Source organism: Aquiflexum sp. (assembly GCF_041751335.1).
In the GTDB taxonomy this organism is placed as follows: Bacteria; Bacteroidota; Bacteroidia; order Cytophagales; family Cyclobacteriaceae; genus Aquiflexum.
Genome location: NZ_JBGSXS010000330.1, coordinates 1 through 22,674 on the forward strand (window position 1 = coordinate 1; position 22,674 = coordinate 22,674).

Below are 22,674 nucleotides of genomic sequence, written 5' to 3' on the forward strand. Positions count from 1 at the left end.
GGCTCATTCTTGTATTATTCACTTAGATCCTCTGATACCGTCAGTAATATAAATGATAAGCTGATCAATGAAATCAAAGCTTATCTTAAGAAGAATATAACTGAAAAAATTACTATTTCTAAAATCGCCCAAGAATTCAATAAGTCAAATTCCACCATATTTTCACTATTTAAGCAAAAAACAGGCTATTCAATTATTCATTATTTTAATCTACTTAAAATCCAATACGCATGTGAATTGATCAACCTTACTCCAATGTCACTTAAGGAAGTAAGTTACGAATTAAACTTTCAAGATCCTTTGTACTTTTCCAGGCTATTTAAGAAATACATGGGAGTTTCACCAAGGGAGTATAGGAAAAACCTTTGATATTAAACCACGAAAGGTTAAAAGTTGGAAACAATTATAATTGTTTAATTATTGTAGAATTTTTGTAGAGCCTCAATTTCGATTGGGTAGGAAGGAGAAAATTTAACAGATGCCATGTAATTTTCCAAACTGAACAATAATTGTTGTGCCTCTATTCGTCTTTCGATACCAGTATGGAAATCAATACCACTTACAATAAGTTTTCCTTTACCCACCTTAACTTCAAATATCAATGCAAGATTCCGATTATTAAACCAGTCGTCAATGACTCTAACGATAGGATTTAGACCTTTAAATTGATCAATAATGATCGCATTGGAATAAGACATTGAATCCCACCACTGCCAGTTGGAATGAAACTCTGTTGGAAATTGTACAAATGCCGGATGAATGGGGTCACAAAGTATTCCCAAGGTGTGGGGTTTTTGTCCATTTGTCCAAGATGTATTCCAAAATATACTTGAAAAACCAATACCGATATCTCCGCCAAATTCCCCTTTTACGGATCCTTTAACGGTGCTTAAAAGTACCTTTCCACCAGCTTCTAAAAATGATATGGTCTCATTATCCAGGTTTTTAACCAACCTAATTTCCTCATTATTTCTGGATTTATTTTCAGATGGATAAACCCATACATCCCAAGAATTTGTGTTTTTCCCCACGGAGACAGATAATGTTAGCTTTTTGGGACTTTCGATTGCAATCAATGGAATTGTTACCTTACCTAAAGGAATCCCATTGCCGATTTCTATATCGCTGGCCTTTAAACTGCCTTTTGCAAAAACAATTTTGTTGTTATCAATCAGTTCCCATTTAGGCTCCACTCCTAAAATGGGGTTTTCTCCAAAATGCGCTATTTCTATTGAAGCTTTCAAGGTATCAGAATTTAAAAAAACCCTTTTTTCAAGTCTGGCTAGAGGAACGGTCTGTCCACTGAATGCTCTAAATTCATCCGGAGTGACATATCCCTTTTCATCCCAAAAGGCATCCAATACTCCAACAAGCGCAGTGCCTTGGCCTGGGAAATCATGTAAATCCAACAATTGGAAACCTCCAAAATGTTTAGTCCTAAGGGCTGCTTCTATGTCAGCCTTATAGCATAAAGTTTGTAACTTCCCAGATGCAAGCATAAGGCTGTCAGCTAGATGATCCAAATTGCTATTTTCCAATGTTGCTTTGAAAATTTCGAAATTCTTGGGTTTTAATACACCTGTGTATTTCGGCATTTCATTAAAATTAGGAAATACGCACCATTGCCCCATCTCATGGCTTACTACTGGCATTGGTGTTTTATCAGTTAACTCTTGGTAATCGAAAACGGTCTGTGGCTCTGATTTATTTATGATGCTATTAAGGTTTTGGTTCCAATGTTGAATTCTGGGAGCAGGCGAATTGAAATAATCTGCATTATCTATATAGGGCCACCCTGCTCCACTTGTATAGATTTTAGTGTCATCATAATTTTTAAAATAATCCACGAATTCTATGAGGTATTCCTTATGATTTTTACCCGCAGGTTCATTGCCGTGCGCCATCATTACAAATGATGGGTGATTGCCATATTCGTTCAATATGCTTTCTGCTTCTTCATATAACCATTGATCAATTGGTTCACCATCGCCGATACTTGCCCATGCAGATGCTTCTACCTGAAGATATATCCCCATTTTATCGGCTGCTTGGAAAGCTGCTTTTGGTGGACACCAAGAATGAAATCTCATATGGTTTAATCCGTGGTCTTTAATTATTCTAAAAATACGTTCCCAATCTTCTGTTTTGGTAGGAGGGTATCCAGTCAAGGGAAAAATAGCGCATTCTAAGGTACCACGTAGAAACACAGGATTGTTGTTTATAGAGAAATGTTTGCCATCTACCTTAAATTCTCGCATTCCAAAATCTACATGCTTTAAGTCAGTTCCTGAATCTGATTTCAATGCCAAAACCATCTGGTAGGTATTTGGATTAAATTCGTCCCATAATGCAGGATTGTCTCCCATTTGATAGGACAGGTCAATGTTATTTATCCCTATATCGAGATCAACTTCTTGGTTTATTGTTTTTTCGTTTGGGAAATCCCCATTCAATTTCTCTGCTGTCAAAGTCAATTTTGCCTTTTGACTATTTCCACTATTATTTTTTATTTTTAATTTGACACTAACTGATTTCCTGGAAATATCAGGTATAATTTTTAATTCTTCCATATAAATTCTTGGAGTAGCAACTAGCCGAATATCTCCAACAATACCATTCCAATTGGTTTGCGTATTATCCGAGATACTATGGGCATTCAGACCAACATTGACTTCTTTGACCCTATTATCAACCCTTATAGTTATAGTATGCTTACCTGGGTTAAGGTTTTCAATATTTAATTCATAATTATGAGGAGTTCCAAGTGTATTTTTCATACCTATGATTTGATCATCAATCCATACAGTGGTTTCCCAATGCGGTCTTTCCAAAAATAATCTGATATGACTTTCTTTCCAGGAATCAGGAATTACAACTTCTTTTTGGTACCAGGCCGGCCCATAATATACCTTATCAGGAGTAAGCCAAAATGATAACTTCAAATTATCCGGCTCCCGGTATTGGGCATATTTTTCATTGGTAAACCATTCCTTATTCCAAAAAGTACCAGTCCATTCTTGGTCAACACTTGGATTATTTCCTCTATTGTTTTCAGCCATAGAACCTGGTAGATTAATTGAATCCTTTAATTCTTCCGAAAACCATTTCTCGGTAATACCTTTATCCATAGGATCTGCTTCAAATTTCCACTCTCCTGTCAGATCAATATAGTTGGTCGAATCATTTTCGATGCAACTAAAAAGGGAGAATAAAACAAAAGATTGACACCCTAACACCCAGAAAATCCTTTTTATATTATTCATGGTTGTTGGGGTTAAAATATTCATACAACAGGTTGCTAACCAATTCATGACCTTTGTCATTTATATGGTTTTTTTGAGCCATGTATTTTTCCAGTTTATGGGATTTCGATAATTGTTTGAACAAATCATAAGAATCAGCAATTCCTACCTTATATTCTTTCGCTAACTTTCTAATCATTTCTGCGTGAAGATTCAAAGGTGATTTTTCATCAGAAATATCCTCATTGAGATCCGGAGTCGGTGTAAGAAGGATCACTTTAATTTCTGTAGCAAGGGCTGCTTTTATCATATTTCCCCATGCTCTTTGAGACTCCTCTAGTCCTATATTGCGGTCATTCAGCGCATAATCAATGAAAATCAGATCTGGTTGATGAGAGAGCACATCTTCTCCAAATCTGGTTGACCCACTCAATGAGTTTTCACCTCCTATAGCCGTTACAATAATATTTAAATGGGCTTGGGGATAATCCTGCTTGATTTTTTTTAGCAAAAGGTGAGGGTAAGCTTCTAAAGTGCGTATTTCTGGTGTAACTTGATATCCAGCTGGAACAGAATGGCCGGGAAATACAAAATTTATTGGTCTGTTATTAGGCCACTCTTTTTCCAGCTCTTGGATGATCGGATTCAAATATCTCGGATTCCCCTCATCTGCTATAAAAGAGATGCTTGTTGGGAAAGAGGATAAAATTATCCAGATAGTGGTTGATAAAAGCAACTTTTGCATTATCTAATACTGGCTTCTCCGTTGACAATTGAAATCAGCTTTGCCTCCATTGATTTCACTTTATCGGGATATTTATTTGCCAGGTTATTTGTTTCAAATGGATCAATGGATAAATCAAACAATTGAGGTTCTGGAAAGAAACCGGGATCTACATACTTAATCCTCAACCATTGTGGCACATCGACATTCTTGGCCGGAATAAATTTCCAGTTATCGTGTCTAATTCCAAAAACATAGGCCTCTTCTAATAAATATTCTCTTCCCTTCTCAGATTTATTCAATAGAACATCTAAAAATTCCCCACTATCTTCTGCATTACCACTAGCAACAGGCTGACCGACTAATTTTGCCAAAGAAGCATAGAAGTCAGTCTGTGAAATCAATGCTGCATTCGTACCTGGTTCAACAGTTCCCGGCCATGAAACAATAGTGGGCATTCTTGTACCCCCTTCATAAATGGAATATTTGGTTCCTTTGAAAGGACCGGCAGGCAAATGACTTCCTACCATTTCCCGCGCATAATCAAAATATCCGTCATCTAAAATCGGGCCATTGTCACTTGTAAAAATCAATAGGGTGTTCTCAGTAATACCTAATTTATCCAACGTTTTTGTTATTTCACCTACACACCAATCCATTTGAGCAATTACATCACCCCTTGGTCCCATCAAACTTTTCCTGACAAACTCCACATTCGCCACTCTAGGTTGGTGAATATCATGCAAGGAGAAAAACAAAAAAAACGGATTTTCTTTTTGTTTTTCAATGTAATCAACTGCTTTCTCAGAAAGGACAAAAGGAAAATCTTCATCCACCCAGAGTGCACTTTTGCCACCTTTCATAAAACCTATTCTTCCATATCCATTTGTAATTGATTGAAGGTGCATGGGATCTGCATGTTGTTTCAACAATTCAGGTCTTTCACTGCCTAATGGATATCCGTCCAAACGAGAACCATAGCTCACCTCAATAGGATCATTTGGATCCAAGTTTACAACACGTTGATTCTCCATAAAAACAGTGGGAATTCTGTCACCCGTTGAAGGAATAAGAAAACTGTAATTAAAACCGACCTCCTTTGGACCGGGTTTGACTTCCTCGTTCCAGTTCACATTGCCATTACCCAACCCCAAGTGCCACTTACCCACGATCCCTGTATGGTAACCTGCCTTTTGAAGCATTTTGGGCAAAGTTTCAATGTTCAGATCTATGATCAAGGGAGCGTCACCGTTAATGATTGCAGCTTTATTCCGGAAGGCATGTCTTCCAGTTAATAAGGAGTATCGAGATGGGGTACAGGTTGAAGAACTGCTATGGGCGTCAGTAAAATTAACTCCCCTCTTTGCCAAATTGTCTACATTTGGAGTATTAACCCCTACAGCACCATTAACTCCAATATCTCCATATCCCAAGTCATCAACATATATCAAAACAATATTAGGCTTTTGGATCTGAGAGTATACCAAGAAGGGAAAAAAACAAAGAGTAGAAAGGAAAATTGCAAATTGTAGTATTTTATAATTCATGAGCTCAAATTTAAGGGGTGGCCAATATTGTTTTGATTTTGGCCACCCCAATATAATTTACTTGTTACCTAGATAATTTTAATTCTAAAACCCTGGATTTTGAACCAAATTGGAATTTTGAGCCAATCGATTTAAACCAAAAGGAAGGTAATATCTCCGTGGTTCAAAAACCCTTAAAAGGTTTTCAGCATTTCTTAAGGTAATTGCATATTGATCTTCCTCTAAATGATAACTGAATACCATACCAGCTGTTCTCACCGAAAGTACCTGATCGGCAATTCTCCATCTTACCAGATCATAATACCTCTGATCTTCAAAACAAAGCTCTACTTGTCTTTCTTTCCTTATTCTATTTTCATCAATTGATGTGTAGACAGGCATTCCTGCTCTTACCCTTACTTGATTAATGGCATCTAGAGATTCCCCGTTTAAATTCAGATAAAAGGCTGCCTCTGCTAAATTTAACAAGGTCTCAGCATATCGAAAAATTACATAATCCTGTCCTGAATTTGCAACTTGAGGCAATGTGTTGGACCCATCAACCCTCTTTCTCAAAAGCAATCCGGTATTTACTCTGTTCCGCTGAGGTGCTGCACCAGGGAATGTTTCTCCATTTATTGTTTGAAAATTTTGACCTTCCTGAGTGGATACTACTCTGTTACCGTTCTCAAAATAAACTGTATTGGAATGAAAGAAAACCTTTCTTCCCTGAAATTCAGCTTCAGGATAAAATACCGAAGCCCTAAACCTTGGATCTCTATTACCAAAGAAATCATCGATATCCCAGAGGTTTTGGTTATTAAATTGAGACCTGTCAATTTGTCCTGATCTGCCGTCTACAAAATCGAAAAGTTCTACAAAATCGTAAAGAACCGGCCAATTAGCATTCCAAGTAGCATTAAATCCAGCGGGAAATGCCATAAAATCCAAATCATGTCCTTTGATGAAAGGCTCAAAAATTTCAACAAAAATCATTTCATTATTCCCTTCATCCAAGAAAATATTCCTGTAGTTCTGAACCTTATCGGGATTTTGATCATAAAGTTGGAACAAACCTGAATCAATGATTTCTTTGGATGCATTGTAAGATTTTTGATAAAATTCATTTTCTCTTCCTGAAGGAATTCCAACTACACCATCAAGATCAATACTTCCATTTCTGGCAATGCTTGCAGCATATAGCATTGCCCTGCTTTGCAACATCAATGCGGCATATCTATCTGCTCGCCCATTGGCACCTGTTTTATTACTGTCAAATATATTTTTTACTTCTTCAAGTTCATTGAAAATAAAATCATACACATCTTCTTCCTTGTCCCTGGAAACCAGCAGATTTTCCCTAGGCTCATCTATATCCTGTACACTCAAAACCAATGGAACTCCACCAAATGATTTGACCATTTCAAAATAAGCAAACGCCCTTAGAAATCTCACTTCGGCCTTTTTCAAATTAATGTATTGTTCTGAAAAGGAAGTACTCGAACCAATTTCTTCCAAAAGAAAATTCATATCCCTTATTGGTGTGTACAACCATCTATCCAAAGGTCCGGGACCAGTCTCTGCGATATACTGTCTGGTAGCAGCTATGTTAGGTTCCTGCCAATTCGCAAAGGCTATATGTTCAGCGCCTACCGCACTTCTTGTTCCCATAGGCACTTCCCTACCCCTTTGAAAATTAATTCTTTCATATAAATCAGCAATATAAGCTTCTGTTAAATTTTGATCCTCAAATACCAGATTTTCGGATATAAAATCAGGTTCCTTATCCAAATTGTCAAAGCAACTGAATGTAATCAAACTTAAGATTAATATATATATGTTATTTTTCATGGCAATTTTAATTTACGTTGTATTCCTAATATTTAAATACCTAACATGATACCTACAGTGTAAGATCTCAATACTGGGAGTCCAAAAGTTCCTATATTGGATGCTTGTTCTGGATCTAGAATATCACTGAAGATTCCCAATCTTGAAAATGTCAGCAAATTTTCACCAGCCACATAAAGCCTGATACTTCTTGTCCATACTTTTTTAGCTATAGTTTGAGGGATGTTATAAGATAGTTGGGCAGTTCTAAGTCTTAAATATGTCCCATCTTTAAACCAATAATCTGAACTGACATTGTTCCAAGGCCTAGAGCCATCAATATCAAAGGCAGGCAGTTGAGCATTAGGATTATTACCAATACCAGGATTATTGGGATCTTGAGTCCAACTGTATTCATTGTGAATAGTCAGTGGTACATTTTCATTATCGAACGGGTTTCTGTACATGCCTCCAACATTGATGTTGAACCTGCTAGCACCCTGCCACACAGTAGTTAGGGTGAAATTGTCATAGCTCAGATTCAGGTTGAGACCAAAGTTTATTTCAGGGAATCCTCCATAACCGATCTGCTGTAAATCATACCTATCTATTACTCCATCGGGCACTCCATCAGGACCATTGACGTCCAAATACCTGATATCACCTACTCTTGGAGTACCATTGATGGTTACCACATCGTTGTTGGCTATCCAAGTTTCCACTTCTTCCTGGGAATTAAAAATGCCATCTGTAAGGTATCCAAACCCTCGATTGAACCATTGATTGGAATTTCTGTCAATCCTAACCTGATTGGGATCATCAAAATCTATGTTTTCCTGATAGTTTTCAAATCTCTGTCTTGCATAGGTGAAATTTCCACTTACATCAAGTTTTACTTTTCCAATATTTGTTTGATAACCTAAAAGAAATTCAAATCCTCTGTCACTTCTTGAGTCAAGATTGAACAAAGGTAGATTTGCACCGAAAGTGGACGGTAATCCTTCCAAAGATTGTCGTAACAGGCCGTCCCTATACCTATAAAAGACATCAACATTTCCATATAATTTGCCTTTTAACATACCGAAATCAACTCCTGCATTGTACAGGGTTGTCTCTTCCCAAGTAATAAATGGATTGGCGAGTCCAGTTGTTCTAATTTGGGTAGTGGGATTGGCACGATCCAAGTAATAAACCTGTGCCAATTCCGAAAATCCACTTAAATATTGAAAAGCAGTGTTACCTACATTAGCATCTATACCCGTCTGGGTGTAGCTAAGTCTTAATTTCATTTCATCAATAGTACTGCTGTTCTTAAGAAATCCTTCATTGTGCATTTTCCAACCAGCGGAAACTGATGGGAAAAATCCCCACCTTACCTGAGGGTCAAATTTAGAACTACCATCTACCCTGAAGGTGCCTTCTACCAGAAATCTGTTGTCAAATTCATAGTTCAATCTACCTGCATAACTGGTTCTACCATATCCGACCAAGACACCAGTGCCTCCCGTTGTCGTGAGAGCATCATCACCTGCTGATATCTGAGGGATACTGGGAGACAACAGGTTCCTTCTTAAGGCCGATACAGTATTTATTGTATTATCTTCAACTTCATAGAAGACTAGACCACCTACTTTATGCTTGTTGAACTGTTTTTGATATTCCAGAAAAAACCGGGATAGAATTCTTCTGTTGGGGTCATTTTGACTTCCTCCTATGGATTTTGAGAATTGATTAACAGCCCTGTTCCCCCTTAAAATATATTCTTCATTAATTGGATTATATTCAAATACCTCAAATGGTTTAGCTAAATTTTCATTGTATATATTCCTCATCCTCACATTGAACCTAAAACCCATATTCAACCCATCAATGTAAGGTACATCGTAATCAAGTTGTAATGCTGCGGCAATGGTTTCCAGCTTGGTATAATTGAACCCGGAAAAATCCTTTCGAGTACCAGCTACTGGGTTTCTTTCAGTGAATCCAGAATATGGAATTCTTGATGGATCAGGCAATTCCGTGGGAAAAAATGGTTTAGCTGTTCTAAGGTTATTCCAAATTGTACCGGGGTCAAATTGAGCATAATCCCTTTCTTCTTCTATATAAGAGGACATAAAGGACAAATTAATCCTATTCCCTATTTTTGCTTCAAGATTATTTGTTATATTAACTTTACTGTAGTCATAGTTCCCATCAAAAAGTCCATTTTGAGTCAAATAACCTACTGAGGTATAAAATCTCACATCCTCACTTCCACCACTTGCATTGATATTGTTTGCCGAAATCCTACCCCCACCATCTCTAAGCAATGCATGTGTCCAATCATAACTTTGCAATTCACCACTTAAATATTGATCAAGCCTTTCTTCAGTAAATTCTCCATAATTGATTTCCTGCCCAGGATTGTCGGGGTTAAATTGCCTGTTAAACTGCCCTGCTCTTGCCATTTGAATATATCCAGCTGCATCAGTCTGTCTGGGAAAAAGAGTTGGATTTTGGACTCCAGTGTAAGAATGAACATTGAGCCTAACATCTCCTGCTTTTCCTCTTTTAGTTGTGATCAAAATTACACCATTACCGGCTCTAGCACCATATATTGCTGCAGAGGCATCTTTTAAAACAGTAACTGATTCTATGTCATTTGGATCAATTCGATCCAAAAATGATTCCACTCCGTCAACAATAACTAAAGCATTTCCGAATCCTCTTATCCGTAAATCAGAGTTATCTGCTCCAGGTAGTCCGGGAGTTTGCATGGATAATACTCCGGGAACTCTACCTGCAAAAAGGTTCTTGACATTGGTTGTAGGAACAGTTACCACATCCTCAGTGTTCAAAGAAGCTACTGATCCTGTAATATCTGAACGTTGTTGGGTACCATAACCAATCACAACTACCTCACTTAATCTTGTTTCGTCTTGTGATAAAGTCACATTAATGACTGTTTGATTATTTACAGGTATTGTTTGGGTACTGTAACCGATGTAACTGAAAGTCAGGGAGGACTCCGGTAAAACTGATATGGAAAATTCACCATTGATGTCGGTGATTGTACCTACGATATTCTGAGTTTCCCTGCTCCTTTGATCTACCACACTCACTCCAGGGATTCCCTCATTCATATCGCTATCGACTACTCTCCCTGTCACTACAATTTGTTGGGCAACAGCTTCTTGAATGAATAAAACCACCAAAAATGACATTGCACATTTTAGGGTAAATTTCCGCATATTATTTAGGGTTTTAGGTTAAATGACTTTTGATTAATTAAACTTCTGCAACGTTTGAAATAAGGTTGGACAAATTTTAATTTTATTGATGTTTTAAAAATTTAATTCTCCTATTTCTAACTATGGGATAAAACTAAATCAAAAAAAAAAGGGAAATATGGAGGATAAAAAATAGAACATGGACAAAATTATAATTTTAGACCTATCTAAAGATATTCGAACATATTCCACTTTAAAGGCTTTTGAATTTTCATTGAATTGAAAAATGAAATAAATCCTGCTTACCAATAGCGCTATATTTTATCCTTCTGATTTTGGTCAACTGAATTAGTGCTTCATAAGAAATTTGAATTGGATTAGAAAAGGAAAGAGGTTTTTACCTAAAAAATGATACAAAAAAAATTAGATTTGAATTCCTAACATTTAAAAGTTAATCTTCATTCAAGATCGCGGATCATTCCCTATCCGCCTCATCCATTCGTTTTTCCAGACTGTCCTTCAGGTTGTCCAGGTAAACAGTCCGGTTCTTTTTACGGATACGCATGCTCTGGAATGTCCTATAAAAATTCCCTGTTTCCACATTGAAGGTCTCTTCCAGAATTTGGATGATGGATTTGACATCGCTTTTGCCCTGATTTACCGAACCCCTGCTCTGAAGGGCATAGGCAAGTTCGATCAGGGCCGCCTTGGAATCCGTCCATAGCATATGGGATTTGTTAGGGACTGATGTTTCATTCTTTCCTGTTTCAAGCTCCCTGATACTTTTTTTGAGGAATGCCGAAATCCTTTCATTGGCCATGATCAGGGAAAGGGAAGTGCTGCAGTCCGACAAATATTCCTTTTCGGTTCCAAAAAGCGGGGACTTAAACAACTGTGTTTCTGTTTTTGACTTTGAAAACAGCTCTTCGTCCAGGTCTTTTCTTCCCAAACAATAATACTTATACAGGAAATTGTTTCTTCTGAAAAAGAGCTCCTTTTCCTTCAGCAGTCCCGAAAAATACCTGATGGTCTGCTTTTTGGTTCCAAAGGGTCTGTTGGTTTCTATAAAGACCAGGTCTGCATAATAAAACTGCTCCGAGCGGAACATGGGCAGGTATTCCTTGTAAAACCTGATTTCCGTTTCTCTGTCCAAAAAATCCTGAGTGTCCATAAAAGCGTACAATTCTGAAAGGATTTCCCTTACAGCTTCAAGACAAGAGTGCGCAGACTGAATCCCATTATCAGCAGTCATTCCCGATAGCCTGATAGATTCTTTCATTCTCGCATGAAGGACTTTGATAAAATCTTCCATTATATCTCTGTCATAACCCACATAGTTTATTGATCGAATTAATGATTTCAGATCACAACTCAATCTAACAGAATGAACCTTAACAATTAGTCGGAATGGTTTCCAACATACGCGGAGTATTATAAAAAAGTGTTCAAGTATAATGATGGACCACTGAAGTATATACAATTATTTTCAAGGATTTTCATAATCTACTGTGATATCATAAATTGTTTTATCCATATAATTTTATGCTTTACATATATTATTTATAAAATTTTACCAAACAACCTTATTTTTAGTCATTTTTGGTAAATTATCCGTAATAACTTATTATTGAACTTAACACCCAAAAATCTCAATCACCCTGTTCTGCCGAAAAGGACTTTAAACTGTTTTCACCCATTGAAGACCTTACCTGCTCTTTTTTTAAAAATCTTTTAACAAATAACCCATGGTTAATTCCAATGCTACTGTAGTAAATAGGTTCTGGCCCGGATTCTTTTCGATACTTTATGCTTCCATCATATCGGCACACTTTATCATTAGTATAGGAGATGAGAGGAACCTGCTCGATCTGATCCTGAGCAGGGAATATTTTATCTCCCTTGCATATACAGGAGCTGCAGCGTTTGCTGTTGTATTTTATGTTTCATGGATTGATAGCAACCTCAATCTCTTTTATGATTGGAGGGGAAAATTCCTTGAAAGATTGTTTTACCAAATTGTCCTGGCGCTGGTTCTTCCGGCATTTCTGGTCTATGTCCTGACAGCCTTTGTACATTATCTCCTTGGAACAGGGGTCAGGGAATCGGGGTTTTTGGTTTTGAAATTTCCCGTCGCCATTCTTCTTTTGGTTATTTTAAACCTGTTGCTGATAATTTCCTATCTGGTCAATAGCCTGTTGAAAGACGATGGGCAGGAACACATCAAACCATTTGTTTGGGTACATAAATCCGGCAGGAACATTCCTATCAGCCATGAGGAGATTGCTTATATATTTCACAAAGACCAATATAATTACCTGCGCACCTTATCAGGTCAGGATTTTATGATCAACCATACATTGGACGAGATGCAGCACAAGCTTCCCGCTACCGAATTTTTCAGGGCAAACAGACAGATCATCATCAATATTAGTGCTTGCAGCCATTACGAAACAATAGAATTCGGGAAACTACGTCTGGAAATTAAACCTGACTTTGACAGGGCTGTGATTGTTAGTCAGAAAAGGGCAAGGGATTTTAAGAAGTGGGCAGGGAAGCCCTGAGGGAATAGGATATTGAAGTAAAAATGGTGTTTCAATGGAGTTTGATTCCATGGGAGTGTGCTCAATTAATATTCTCTAATGTTAAAAACTATCCATCTAAAAAAAACAAGAATAAGATAGTTATATCTGTTGATTTTCATATTTAACTTACCGGAAATACGAAAACAATTCCTTGCTGAGTATACAGTTTTTCAATATGATAGTATTTGTCCTGTTCATTTTGAAAACATCCCCTCAAAAGCTCAAAACTTTGTATTCCAAGCTTTTGGTTTACCGATAAAAAAACGGAACAGTAAAACTGGTCCGTTTAAAATATCATCGATACCTATTAAGAAAAAAAAATTTCATAAAGGTAATGTGTCTAATAAAGTTATGGGATTTTGAAGTTAAGGTTAACAAATGATTGTTAAAGCCTTACCTATATTGAAATGACTCAATCATCAAATCCAATAATCCATTTCTCCGGAATTTTTGCACTGAATTTACCAGAAGTAAATTGGAGTTTCTCAGGCGCATTAGGTTCCAATATGGAACCTTCAATCATAAAAAGCGTAACCTGAAAAATACCGTGAATTTCCTTCCTTTTTTTGTCATATCTTACTAACTGTATATAATTATCAATTGCAGAGGTATCTGTACCGTAAATAGTTCCCAATACATCACCATCATCGACCATAGTGTAAAACAAGGACATCAATTTACTAATGTCGTTTGATCTAGCTGCATCAAAATCAAAAGAATCACTTATATTTTGTTGGGACCATGAAGGAAGAATAAAACGTATTGAAAAACCTTCCCTAACGATTTGCTCATTATCATGTGAACCACCACTGAGTATAAAGCTTTGAGGAAGCAAATCATTATTCTCCTGCCATTCAGAAAATTCAGAATGGCTAAAATAGGCCTCATTAGTATTCCAGGTTTGTCCATTTTTTAAAGCTGAAATTACACCATTTGGAACTCCAATATCGAGTACCATCTCCTTATCATTATCGCAGGAATTAAGTAGAAAGATTGCACAGGTAATCAAAATCAATTGCTTCTTCATATTTATTCCTTTACAAAACGTAGGCTATTAATGGAATTATTTTTGTCCAAATACCTTATCATATAAACCCCCGGTCTCAACCTTGAAATATCTAGGTCCATTTTATCCTCTGTCTTATATAGTACCTTAACCAGAGAGGAGGCTTTTTTGTTGCCGTTTACTTCCAATACTTCAAATTGAAGTGGGTCATTGAGAATATTTGATAATTTTAAAGTTATTATGTTAGAGGCAGGATTAGGATAGAGGATAGATTTTTCTTCAATATTTTCATCATCTGTATTTGTCTCCATTTTATCTCCTTGATCAGGGCAAATCGTACATCCACCTCCCAAAAAATTGTTTTGGACAAACCGGTTGGCAGTAAAATTATCATTATTTGCATCAGTTACTGTCAATTGTATTTGAAGGTTTTCATCGTTAGGCATAACAATATTAAGTTGCCCACCGTTTCCCGCATAATAAAATCCCGATCCAGTATTGGCATACCATGCCATTGTGTAAGGACCTTGTCCCCCTTGGATGTTGGGTATAAAAGCCAGCAAGTCTCCATTGTCGGCAGAGCTTGGACCATTAATTGAGGCCCATAAAGCCTGAGCGGAGTGCCGGAATGCTTCCACAATCGGTCCATTGACATTGATTACCCTATTATTGAATGCCTCATCAATAATCCCGGTAGCTTTTCCTTGGTGGGTTTTTCTTGGATTTGAGAAGTGCATAACACGTTCCACATTAATTTTGGTTGTGCTCATAATTGACCTGTACTTATTTGTAAAAGGCCACATACCTGTTTGCCAGTCATGGCCATGGGCATCCCCTGGGGCTGGATCATTTGTGATTTCATGCCTTGCCCCGAAAAGATGACCTACTTCATGAATAAATGTAAAGTTGGAAGTAGCAGCACTTGCTTGTACAATTCCATAGGCATTGGGTTCATTCGGTCCAATTTCTCTCACAATTCCAGCAGCTCCTCCATAAGGACCATCTGTAATTAAAAGCACAATATCTGCTTCAGTATTGTTTCTAAGTTGTTGAACTATTAAATTATTTGCAAGGGCATTGATATCAAAAATAATATTATCGATTCCAAAAGGTCCATTCGATTCTATGAAATTTAACTCTTGTACCCCACCAAGTTGCAAAGTTGCTATGGTATTGCTGTTGACTGAGGTCAATTGCCACTGGGTAAAGGCAGTATTGACAAGATCATTCATATTCATACCAGTAGCCGCTGCTGCTGGTGTAAATAGCACTAGGGTACGAATTATAAATGGAGTGGTCATCATATTTTCTGATTGGTCAGGAATGTTTTTTTCAGAAGTTTTGACCATTTTGAAATCCTTTATTTCCCAATTTTGAACAGAGTCTTGTTTGGAGATTGGCGGTGCCATTTCATCAGTTGCACAGGTCATTTGATTCACTTTCTCCATGTCGTATGATATCAAAACCATCTGCCCGTTATCGAGAGATTGAAGATCAAACACTTCACCTTTTTTTCTTAACTGCCCAAAAATCCTCCCGTTTTTTGCGCTAAGCAGTACATCTACCCCTTTGGATTTTCCTAACCAGGTAAAATCTTCCAGTGAATTCAGGTCTAATTGTACTTTTCTTGCATGGATCTTTCCTGATTTACCCGGCAATTCAAAAGAAGCTTCTTCAAGATTTATAAGACTTTTGATTCCTTCTAAATTTACAAAAGTAATTTCTTTTATAAATTCTGACTGTTTAAAGTTATTTAGCTTTTGAAGACTTTCAACTGATAGTCTAACGCTCTCAGTCCCTATTTCACGAATTACGATTTTGTTGTTTTCTTTCTGGGCATCCGCAGTGTCCAAAAGAAATACCATTAAGAATGGTAGAAGGCAAAACTTTTTCATAATGAATGATTTTAGTTAAAAATTATTTAAAATAATGGTTGATCTCAAAGAAGGGTAGTTTCAGATATATTTCATTATCCGAGCAAAAACAATTTTAAAGTCCGGTTTTCTAAATTTTCCGTTGTTATTAAATTATAAAATAATCAAGGAACTAAGAATTAAAATCCTTCAATACTAAATACCATTTATATAAAAAGCAAGGATTAGTTACTTTTTTTCTCGGAGATAAAATTTAACTACACGTAACAAGATCTGATGAATTATCATTACAACTGTTGACTTTTATACTATTATTTTCGGAAATAGGAAAAAAATTCCTAGCTTGATTACCAATTGGTCTCTTATTTATCTGCCCTGTTATTTTTTTAAAAACCATCATCAAAACTGAAGGGTTTGTTTTCCAGAATATAGTTTCATCAATAAAAAAACGGAAAAGCCAAACAGCCCTGTTTAAAATATCATCAATACCTATGAAGAAAAATACTTTCTCAAAGGTAATATATTAGAAATAAAGTTCGGTTAAAGCATTGTGAAGTTAAGGTCTTCAAATGATTGTTTAAAATTTTAGGTTATAACCTGCATTTATTAGGTTCTGCTGAAAAACTCAAGCAATGAAGTTCCTCTCCAGCCAATTTGACCAGGTTCCCTCCTACGGGCAACCACTAAAGCGAATTTAGTGAATACAATAAAGTTTCAGAATCAGAACAATAGGTGCATTGGTGCAAATACTCCTAATCTGAAAAGCTATTGCTACTTTTTTTAAGACAAAACGGATAAAAAGGCAGCTAAAGTGGTGTCCGGATTGTCATGATTTTTTATAGGGGCCAAAAGACTACGGCATAATGCCCGCCCCTCGTTCCTCGGTCCGTGCACCCTGCGGGACTTATTCCGTTTCCTTTTGGCTGTCGCCGGACACCTGTCTCTTTGCTTTCTTTTTTCCCGTTTTTTCTTTTAAAAAACAGTGTTTTTTATGGAGGACTACAGGAAAGGGGAAACAGAACAAATGTTTAACCTAAATCACATTTATTATGGTAATCACTGGAAGACTTACGGCGGATGCAGAGACCGCCGAACTCAAGGACGGAAGGAAAGTAGTCAACTTCCGCATGGCAATCAATGACAGGTACCGGACCAAATCCGGGGAAACAATGGAGCTGACAAGCTTTGTAAGCTGCTCTTATTGGATCAGTGCTGGAGTAGCTAAAATTCTCAAAAAAGGCGCACTGGTGGAACTCTTCGGGAGGCTCGATGCGGATGCCTACATAGACAGGGAAGGAAACCCTGTGGGCAGGCTCAATTTTCATGTCAACAACATCAAATTGCTCGCAGGGGCAAGAAAACAGGATTCCCTTTCTGACAGGCCGCTGGAAAAGGCATCCGAAACTCCCAAAGGGATTTCAATGGAGGAAGCCAAAGACGACCTCCCATTCTGATCAATCAATTATCCATCACATTTAAATTTCAAAAATCATGGCACATAACATCCATTTAGACCAGATCACAGGCAAACACAGTTTCTTTTCGGTAAAGGAAAAAGCATGGCACGGACTCGGACAGGTAGTTTCTGACTATCCCACCAGCAAAGAGGCCATACAGTTTGCAGGACTTGATTTTGAGGTGGCAAAAACACCTTTGTTCACAGGACCAGACCCCCAGGAATCAGGGGACAGCCCACAAGAAAAAGATATCCGTATCCATACCCACTATGCAACCATGCGCATGGACAGCCATGCAGTATTGGGGGTAGTGGGGAAAGATTACCAAGTGGTACAGAACACCGATGCATTTGCATTCTTTGATAGTATTGTGGGCGGTGAGGGCATACTCTATGAAACAGCGGGTGCACTCGGCAAGGGGGAAAGGATTTTCATCACTGCCAAACTTCCCGATTATATCCGTGTGGGCAATAATGATATCATTGAAAAATACCTTTTCCTGACCACAAGCCACGACGGAAGCGGTAGCATCACGGCAGCATTTACCCCCATCAGGATAGTCTGCAATAATACCCTGAACGCTGCCATGAAAAACAAAAGCAACGCCATCAGGATCCGCCACACCTCAGGAGCACAGGAAAGGCTGGAAACGGCACACAGGGTCATGGGCATGAGCAATATTTTCTCTGACCAGTTGGAAGGGATATTCAACAGGTGGACAAAAGTCAGGATCAGCGATCCAGAGGTAAAAAAACTCATTCAACTTGCCATGTGTCCCAACAGGGAAACCCTGGGTCACCTCAAAGCAGGGAATGATGATGAACTCTCGACCCTGTTCAAAAATACCTGTAATGAGGTTTATGAATATACCTTTTCCAATCCCAGCCAACAGGCAGAAACCACCAAAGGAACGGTTTTCGGGGCATACAATGCGGTTACGGGGTATTACCAGAATATCAGGAAGTACAGGGACAGAGAGTCCAAACTGAAATCCCTTTTGCTTGGAGGCACGGGACAGGCAAGATCACAGACCGCATTTGATCTTTGCGAAGCCTTTGCAAAATCAGGGGCAGATGCATTGGTCCTTAACTGAAAAGATGAAAGGAAAACGCAAATTTTAGAAAAGGGAGGGCTTGCCCCTCCCCTTTTTTAAATCGCTTTTTTGACCCAAAACTTTGTGGGTTTTGAAGAAATCACTAAATTAATAAGAAATTAGTTTTTAAACAGGCTGCTCGCGCAGCCACTGATAGGCCGGTTTATGGAAGATTTCAAATTGCTTGGATGGTTGATGGTGGTAATAGGATTGGCCATCAGGTATGCCATTTCCAGAAGAAGGTTTTATAGGAGGGGTATTGGGGGACTGGAGCATTTCAGTTCCTTTGAAAAAGGCATGTTTATAACTGGTATTGAAAAGGTTTTCAGCCTATTGGCATTTTTGATGCTTTGGGGAGGTGTTTTGATCCTTGGTTATTATTATAGCTTAAAGTATTTTGAAAAAAAAGAAAGGGAAAGAAAAGCCCAGCAAACAGAATTGGTTTACAATGTATTGAAGGAGGACATGCTGCCACTTCCTCATACTTCGGAACAGACAGCATGAACAGGCCTACGGTTCAGCCACTTGCCGTAAAATCCCTTTTCAGTCAAAGGGATTTTCGGCAATAGGCTTTGAGGAAACCGGAATTTTGGGATATCTTGGAATGTAATGAAACCTGTCCATACCCCTATTGAGAACTTTGAAAGTTTTCTAGGATCCGAAAAAGGAAAAAATGCCCTTGCAACTTTAAAGACTTTTATCCCACAGATGGAAGAAGAAATCCAAAGGGTTAAAAAAGCCCTTCCTGTAACCCTGACAGAGGAAGCCAGAAAGCGTTATATGGATTTTGATATTGTGGGTCAGGAGCTTAAGAAACACTTGCTCTATTCAGGTCTGCTGATAAATTTTGCCTGGGAGGAATGGACTGAAGGATTGGAAATTGTGCAGGGCATTAGGCAAATACCCGATATCAGCCCTTTCAAAATCCTCAAATTGTTGAGCGTGATCATGTATATGGAAAAAGCCAACAACGGTTTTCTGGATGATGCCATTAAAAACGGTATGTTGCTGAAAATGCTGAAGGGTCTATAGCTACCTCCTGCCCCTTCCTCATACTTCGGAACAGGCAGGATGTTCAAGGCGACTGTGCAGCCACTTGCCGGAAAATCGGGTTATTATTGGAGGACTTGGAAGGGATTTTCGGCAGGAGGCTTTGAGGAATGATGGAAAATTTCGATTGATACTTTTAAGATACAACATCTCTTTAAAATAACTCCAAATTTCATCCTTGTCGATAGAAATAATTGTTTTATACTTAAGAACCAAAAAACTCTTTTCCACCTAAGAGTTTATATGGCTTTGTCATCTCTTTTGTAATTTGCTCTTAACCTGGATTTTGATATCAGACAATAAAACCCCATGGCATAAAAAATAAAATCAAAACTGAAGAATTACTAAAGAAATATTCAATCTCTGTTTCTAGAAAATTGGACTCAAAAATTTTTTAAAAAACTACAAAAAAAATTTAAAATTCTGTAGTTCTAAGTTTTACTTATAAATTAGTTTGAATGGGGGGGGGGGGGGGGGGGTAAACAAAGGTTTAAAAATTATATTTGCTTTTTATGTCTTAAAATAATACAATTGATTGATTTGCAAGCATTTGAAAGATCATGGCATTTTGGAATTATAAAATTTAATTTTTAAGTTCAATTGTTCTTGTAATCTTTTACAACAGATTTATTTTAAGTAAGATCGTTTTTTAACCAATGTTTTTATGGGGAATTCATATTTGATTTTAAAGAGAATCCTACACTTGTTGGATATTCCTTTTACAAATAATTATCTCAAAGAGACCCTGGATTCCCATCCGGAACCGGAGAGTTTGCTGTCCATTTCGGATACATTGGCCAAATACAAGATCGAAAGTCTTGCAGTTAAGATTAATGAGGAGAAGCTCGATCAGATTCCACTGCCCTGCATAGTTCAGCTTCAAGGGGATAGCTATCCCTATTTCAGTTGTATATCCGGTATATCTGAGGAAAGTGTGGAGTTCACGGATGTTGAAGGCAAGAATAAAAACCTTTCTAAAAATGAGTTTGTAAATAAGTGGACTGGGATTACCCTACTTTTAGAGAAATTAGAAAATGCCTTAGAACCAGGCTATAGTACTAGGAGGAAAGAAAACTTGATATTCCAGACTTTACTTATTCTTTTCGGTATTATCGGTGTAGTTTGGTTGATGGATATTACCCTTGGCCTTTCGGGAGGTTTATCCCATACTATTGGAGCTTTGTTATTTTTCGCTTTAAAGTTAATAGGATTAGTGCTTTCATCCATATTGCTTTGGTCTGAGGTGGACAAAGACAATTCAACCATCAAAGAGTTTTGTACCGGAGGGAAAAACATTGATTGTAATGCTGTTACCAATTCCTTTTCTTTAGGTGGAGGTATCAATTTAATTATAGTAGCCTTTGCATATTTTTTCTCGGGCATTTTTCATTTGGCACTTTCATCATTTTCAGGTCCGGTCTTGCAGTTATTTAGCTACCTGAGCTTGTCAGGAATAGTTATAGTTCCTATTTCCATCTATTACCAGTGGGCAAAAATCAAGAAATGGTGTGTATTGTGTTTATGGATTTCGGCAGTGTTGGTATTGGAAGTTCTGGTCAGTCAGCTTCTATTGGTAAACCTTGGATCAATAGGCTTTCAGGACCTTGCCTTGTTTTCATTGCTTTTTACAGGATCTGTGTTGGCCTGGCTTAGTTCGAAGCCTTATCTATTGGCGAAGAATGAACTTCAAAAGCAAAAAAGCAAACTTGCCAGGTTTATGTCGAACAGGGAAGTATTCGATTATTTGCTATCCAGTTCCAGAAAACTAACCCATAGCCCGGAAGGATTAGGGATATTTATGAAAGGGCAATCGCCAAAATTCCATGTACTCAAAGTTTGCAATCCTTATTGTGGGCCATGTGCCAAAACGCATCCGGTTTTGGAAGAATTATATAAGACAGGTAACATTGATCTTCAGATCATATTCTTGGCGGGTGGAAAGGATGAGGTCAAATTGAAAACAGTCAGCCATTTAATGGCCATAGCGGCCAAAGACAATCCTGAAGTAACCAAGAAGGCTCTGGACGATTGGTATTTTGCCGAAAAGAAGGATTATGCTGCCTTTGCTGCAAAATATCCTTTGAATGGCGAACTAAAAGCACAGGACGCCAATCTTCAGTCTATGCTGTCATGGAGTGAGGTAGAAAATATTACCTACACGCCCACCATTTTCATCAATGGCCATGAGTTGCCCAAAGCTTATGCTGTGGAGGATTTAAAATATGTTTTGGAATAGATACAGCCAAATAGGCTCTAAAAATATTCAGTCGCGATGAATGGTCAGAGGCTTCGGCTGACCTAAATGCCCGGAGATTTTAATATTCAATAAAATCTAAAAAACATGAAAAAGTTAAGTTTAGAAATCCTGGGGCTTACTTCCGATGAGGTATTGGGAAAAAGTCAGATGAAAAAGATTACTGGGGGATCTGGAAATTGTCAAAGAGTGTATTGCCATTGCACAGATGGAGGAGCAGGTGCCTGGGAGGGTACATACTGTTCTGCGGCAGAAATTCAAGCCGCTGTATCAATGTATTGTGCATCGAGTGGAGTATGTAATTGATATCGAATAGCTAAATTGATAATCCATTTTATTGGCCATATCTTTTAGAGGTATGGCCAACTAAAATTAAAAAAAAATAGAAATGCGAAATTTAACTTTCCTGATTCTTTTTTTCCTTGCTTGCTGCACTGGGAAAACTGAAAACGCCAGAGTGGATTATTTTTCCAAAATTCATTTTTCCAAAGATACCGTTTTAATTAATCCTGGTGATAAAATTATATTTTTGAAATCTCAGCTATTTGGTGCAGACAAAAGCGGAGACGAGAAATACCTTTTTAATTTTAATGAGGACGACCATACACTAGAGAGAATTAACTTGGATGAATTGAGGTTGGAGGAAAAACTTCCTTTTGAAAAAGAAGGACCCAACGGAACGGGACATTCTGTAGGTAGGATTAAAGTTCTTAGTAAAAGTCAAATCCTGATAAATGCAATGAATCATTGCACATTATTTTCTTTTGAAGGTGAAAAACTAATGAAGATTTTTTTTGAAAACTTTTCTTTAGGCGGACATCCCATGG

Annotated in this window: 17 protein-coding genes; 9 read left to right on the forward strand and 8 right to left on the reverse strand. The window is 37.6% G+C overall.

The features are described from left to right. Positions 1-369, forward strand: a 369-nt coding sequence (locus tag ACEW8U_RS18490) for a helix-turn-helix domain-containing protein (protein WP_373523541.1), incomplete at its 5' end; no start/stop codon positions are given. 44 nt (positions 370-413) lie between these two features. Here ACEW8U_RS18490 and ACEW8U_RS18495 read toward each other — a convergent pair. From ACEW8U_RS18495 to ACEW8U_RS18520, 6 genes are all read right to left on the reverse strand, one after another. Beyond that, on the reverse strand, positions 414-3,263 hold the full coding sequence (locus tag ACEW8U_RS18495; protein ID WP_373523542.1) for a sugar-binding domain-containing protein: 2,850 nt from the start codon (positions 3,261-3,263) through the stop codon (positions 414-416). Further along, positions 3,256-3,987: an SGNH/GDSL hydrolase family protein gene (locus ACEW8U_RS18500; protein WP_373523543.1), complete on the reverse strand. Its 732-nt coding sequence runs from the start codon at positions 3,985-3,987 to the stop codon at positions 3,256-3,258. The genes ACEW8U_RS18495 and ACEW8U_RS18500 overlap by 8 nt, the downstream gene beginning before the upstream one ends. Continuing rightward, positions 3,987-5,513, reverse strand: a complete 1,527-nt coding sequence (locus ACEW8U_RS18505) for an arylsulfatase (protein WP_373523544.1) — start codon at positions 5,511-5,513, stop codon at positions 3,987-3,989. Before ACEW8U_RS18505 ends, ACEW8U_RS18500 begins: the two co-directional genes overlap by 1 nt. Before the next feature lie 84 nt (positions 5,514-5,597). Continuing rightward, a complete protein-coding gene (locus ACEW8U_RS18510) occupies positions 5,598-7,343 on the reverse strand; it encodes a RagB/SusD family nutrient uptake outer membrane protein (protein ID WP_373523545.1) in 1,746 nt (581 codons plus the stop codon). A gap of 32 nt (positions 7,344-7,375) precedes the next feature. Further along, positions 7,376-10,552 (reverse strand): SusC/RagA family TonB-linked outer membrane protein, encoded by a 3,177-nt coding sequence (locus ACEW8U_RS18515; RefSeq protein WP_373523546.1) that lies wholly within the window; start codon positions 10,550-10,552, stop codon positions 7,376-7,378. A gap of 454 nt (positions 10,553-11,006) precedes the next feature. Beyond that, positions 11,007-11,843 carry an RteC domain-containing protein gene (locus ACEW8U_RS18520; RefSeq protein ID WP_373523547.1) on the reverse strand — a complete coding sequence of 279 codons (837 nt, stop codon included), beginning with the start codon at positions 11,841-11,843 and terminating at the stop codon, positions 11,007-11,009. Positions 11,844-12,276: 433 nt separating this feature from the next. Here ACEW8U_RS18520 and ACEW8U_RS18525 point away from each other — a divergent pair, with 433 nt between their 5' ends. Further along, positions 12,277-13,092 carry a LytR/AlgR family response regulator transcription factor gene (locus ACEW8U_RS18525; protein WP_373523548.1) on the forward strand — a complete coding sequence of 272 codons (816 nt, stop codon included), beginning with the start codon at positions 12,277-12,279 and terminating at the stop codon, positions 13,090-13,092. 433 nt (positions 13,093-13,525) lie between these two features. On the opposite strand, the gene ACEW8U_RS18530 is transcribed toward ACEW8U_RS18525, so the two are convergent. Then, positions 13,526-14,140 carry a hypothetical protein gene (locus ACEW8U_RS18530; RefSeq protein WP_373523549.1) on the reverse strand — a complete coding sequence of 205 codons (615 nt, stop codon included), beginning with the start codon at positions 14,138-14,140 and terminating at the stop codon, positions 13,526-13,528. A 2-nt stretch (positions 14,141-14,142) separates the two neighbouring features. Next, on the reverse strand, positions 14,143-16,014 hold the full coding sequence (locus ACEW8U_RS18535; protein WP_373523550.1) for a T9SS type A sorting domain-containing protein: 1,872 nt from the start codon (positions 16,012-16,014) through the stop codon (positions 14,143-14,145). A gap of 1,028 nt (positions 16,015-17,042) precedes the next feature. On the opposite strand from ACEW8U_RS18535, the gene ACEW8U_RS18540 reads away from it, so the two are divergent. The 7 genes from ACEW8U_RS18540 to ACEW8U_RS18570 all read left to right on the forward strand — a co-directional run. Then, complete coding sequence (locus ACEW8U_RS18540) at positions 17,043-17,447, forward strand: single-stranded DNA-binding protein (protein WP_373523551.1); 405 nt, start codon at positions 17,043-17,045, stop codon at positions 17,445-17,447. Between the two features lie 37 nt (positions 17,448-17,484). Beyond that, positions 17,485-18,543 (forward strand): DUF932 domain-containing protein, encoded by a 1,059-nt coding sequence (locus tag ACEW8U_RS18545; protein WP_373523552.1) that lies wholly within the window; start codon positions 17,485-17,487, stop codon positions 18,541-18,543. 165 nt (positions 18,544-18,708) lie between these two features. Beyond that, positions 18,709-19,047: a molybdenum ABC transporter permease gene (locus ACEW8U_RS18550; protein ID WP_373523553.1), complete on the forward strand. Its 339-nt coding sequence runs from the start codon at positions 18,709-18,711 to the stop codon at positions 19,045-19,047. Between the two features lie 105 nt (positions 19,048-19,152). Beyond that, complete coding sequence (locus ACEW8U_RS18555) at positions 19,153-19,575, forward strand: DUF6508 domain-containing protein (protein WP_373523554.1); 423 nt, start codon at positions 19,153-19,155, stop codon at positions 19,573-19,575. Between the two features lie 682 nt (positions 19,576-20,257). After that, a complete protein-coding gene (locus tag ACEW8U_RS18560; protein WP_373523555.1) occupies positions 20,258-21,829 on the forward strand; it encodes a cysteine peptidase family C39 domain-containing protein in 1,572 nt (523 codons plus the stop codon). Positions 21,830-21,934: 105 nt separating this feature from the next. Next, positions 21,935-22,153, forward strand: coding sequence for a hypothetical protein (locus ACEW8U_RS18565; RefSeq protein ID WP_373523556.1), 219 nt, complete (start codon positions 21,935-21,937; stop codon positions 22,151-22,153). Between the two features lie 223 nt (positions 22,154-22,376). Further along, on the forward strand, positions 22,377-22,674 hold a 298-nt coding region (locus ACEW8U_RS18570; RefSeq protein WP_373523557.1), incomplete at its 3' end, for a DUF4221 family protein.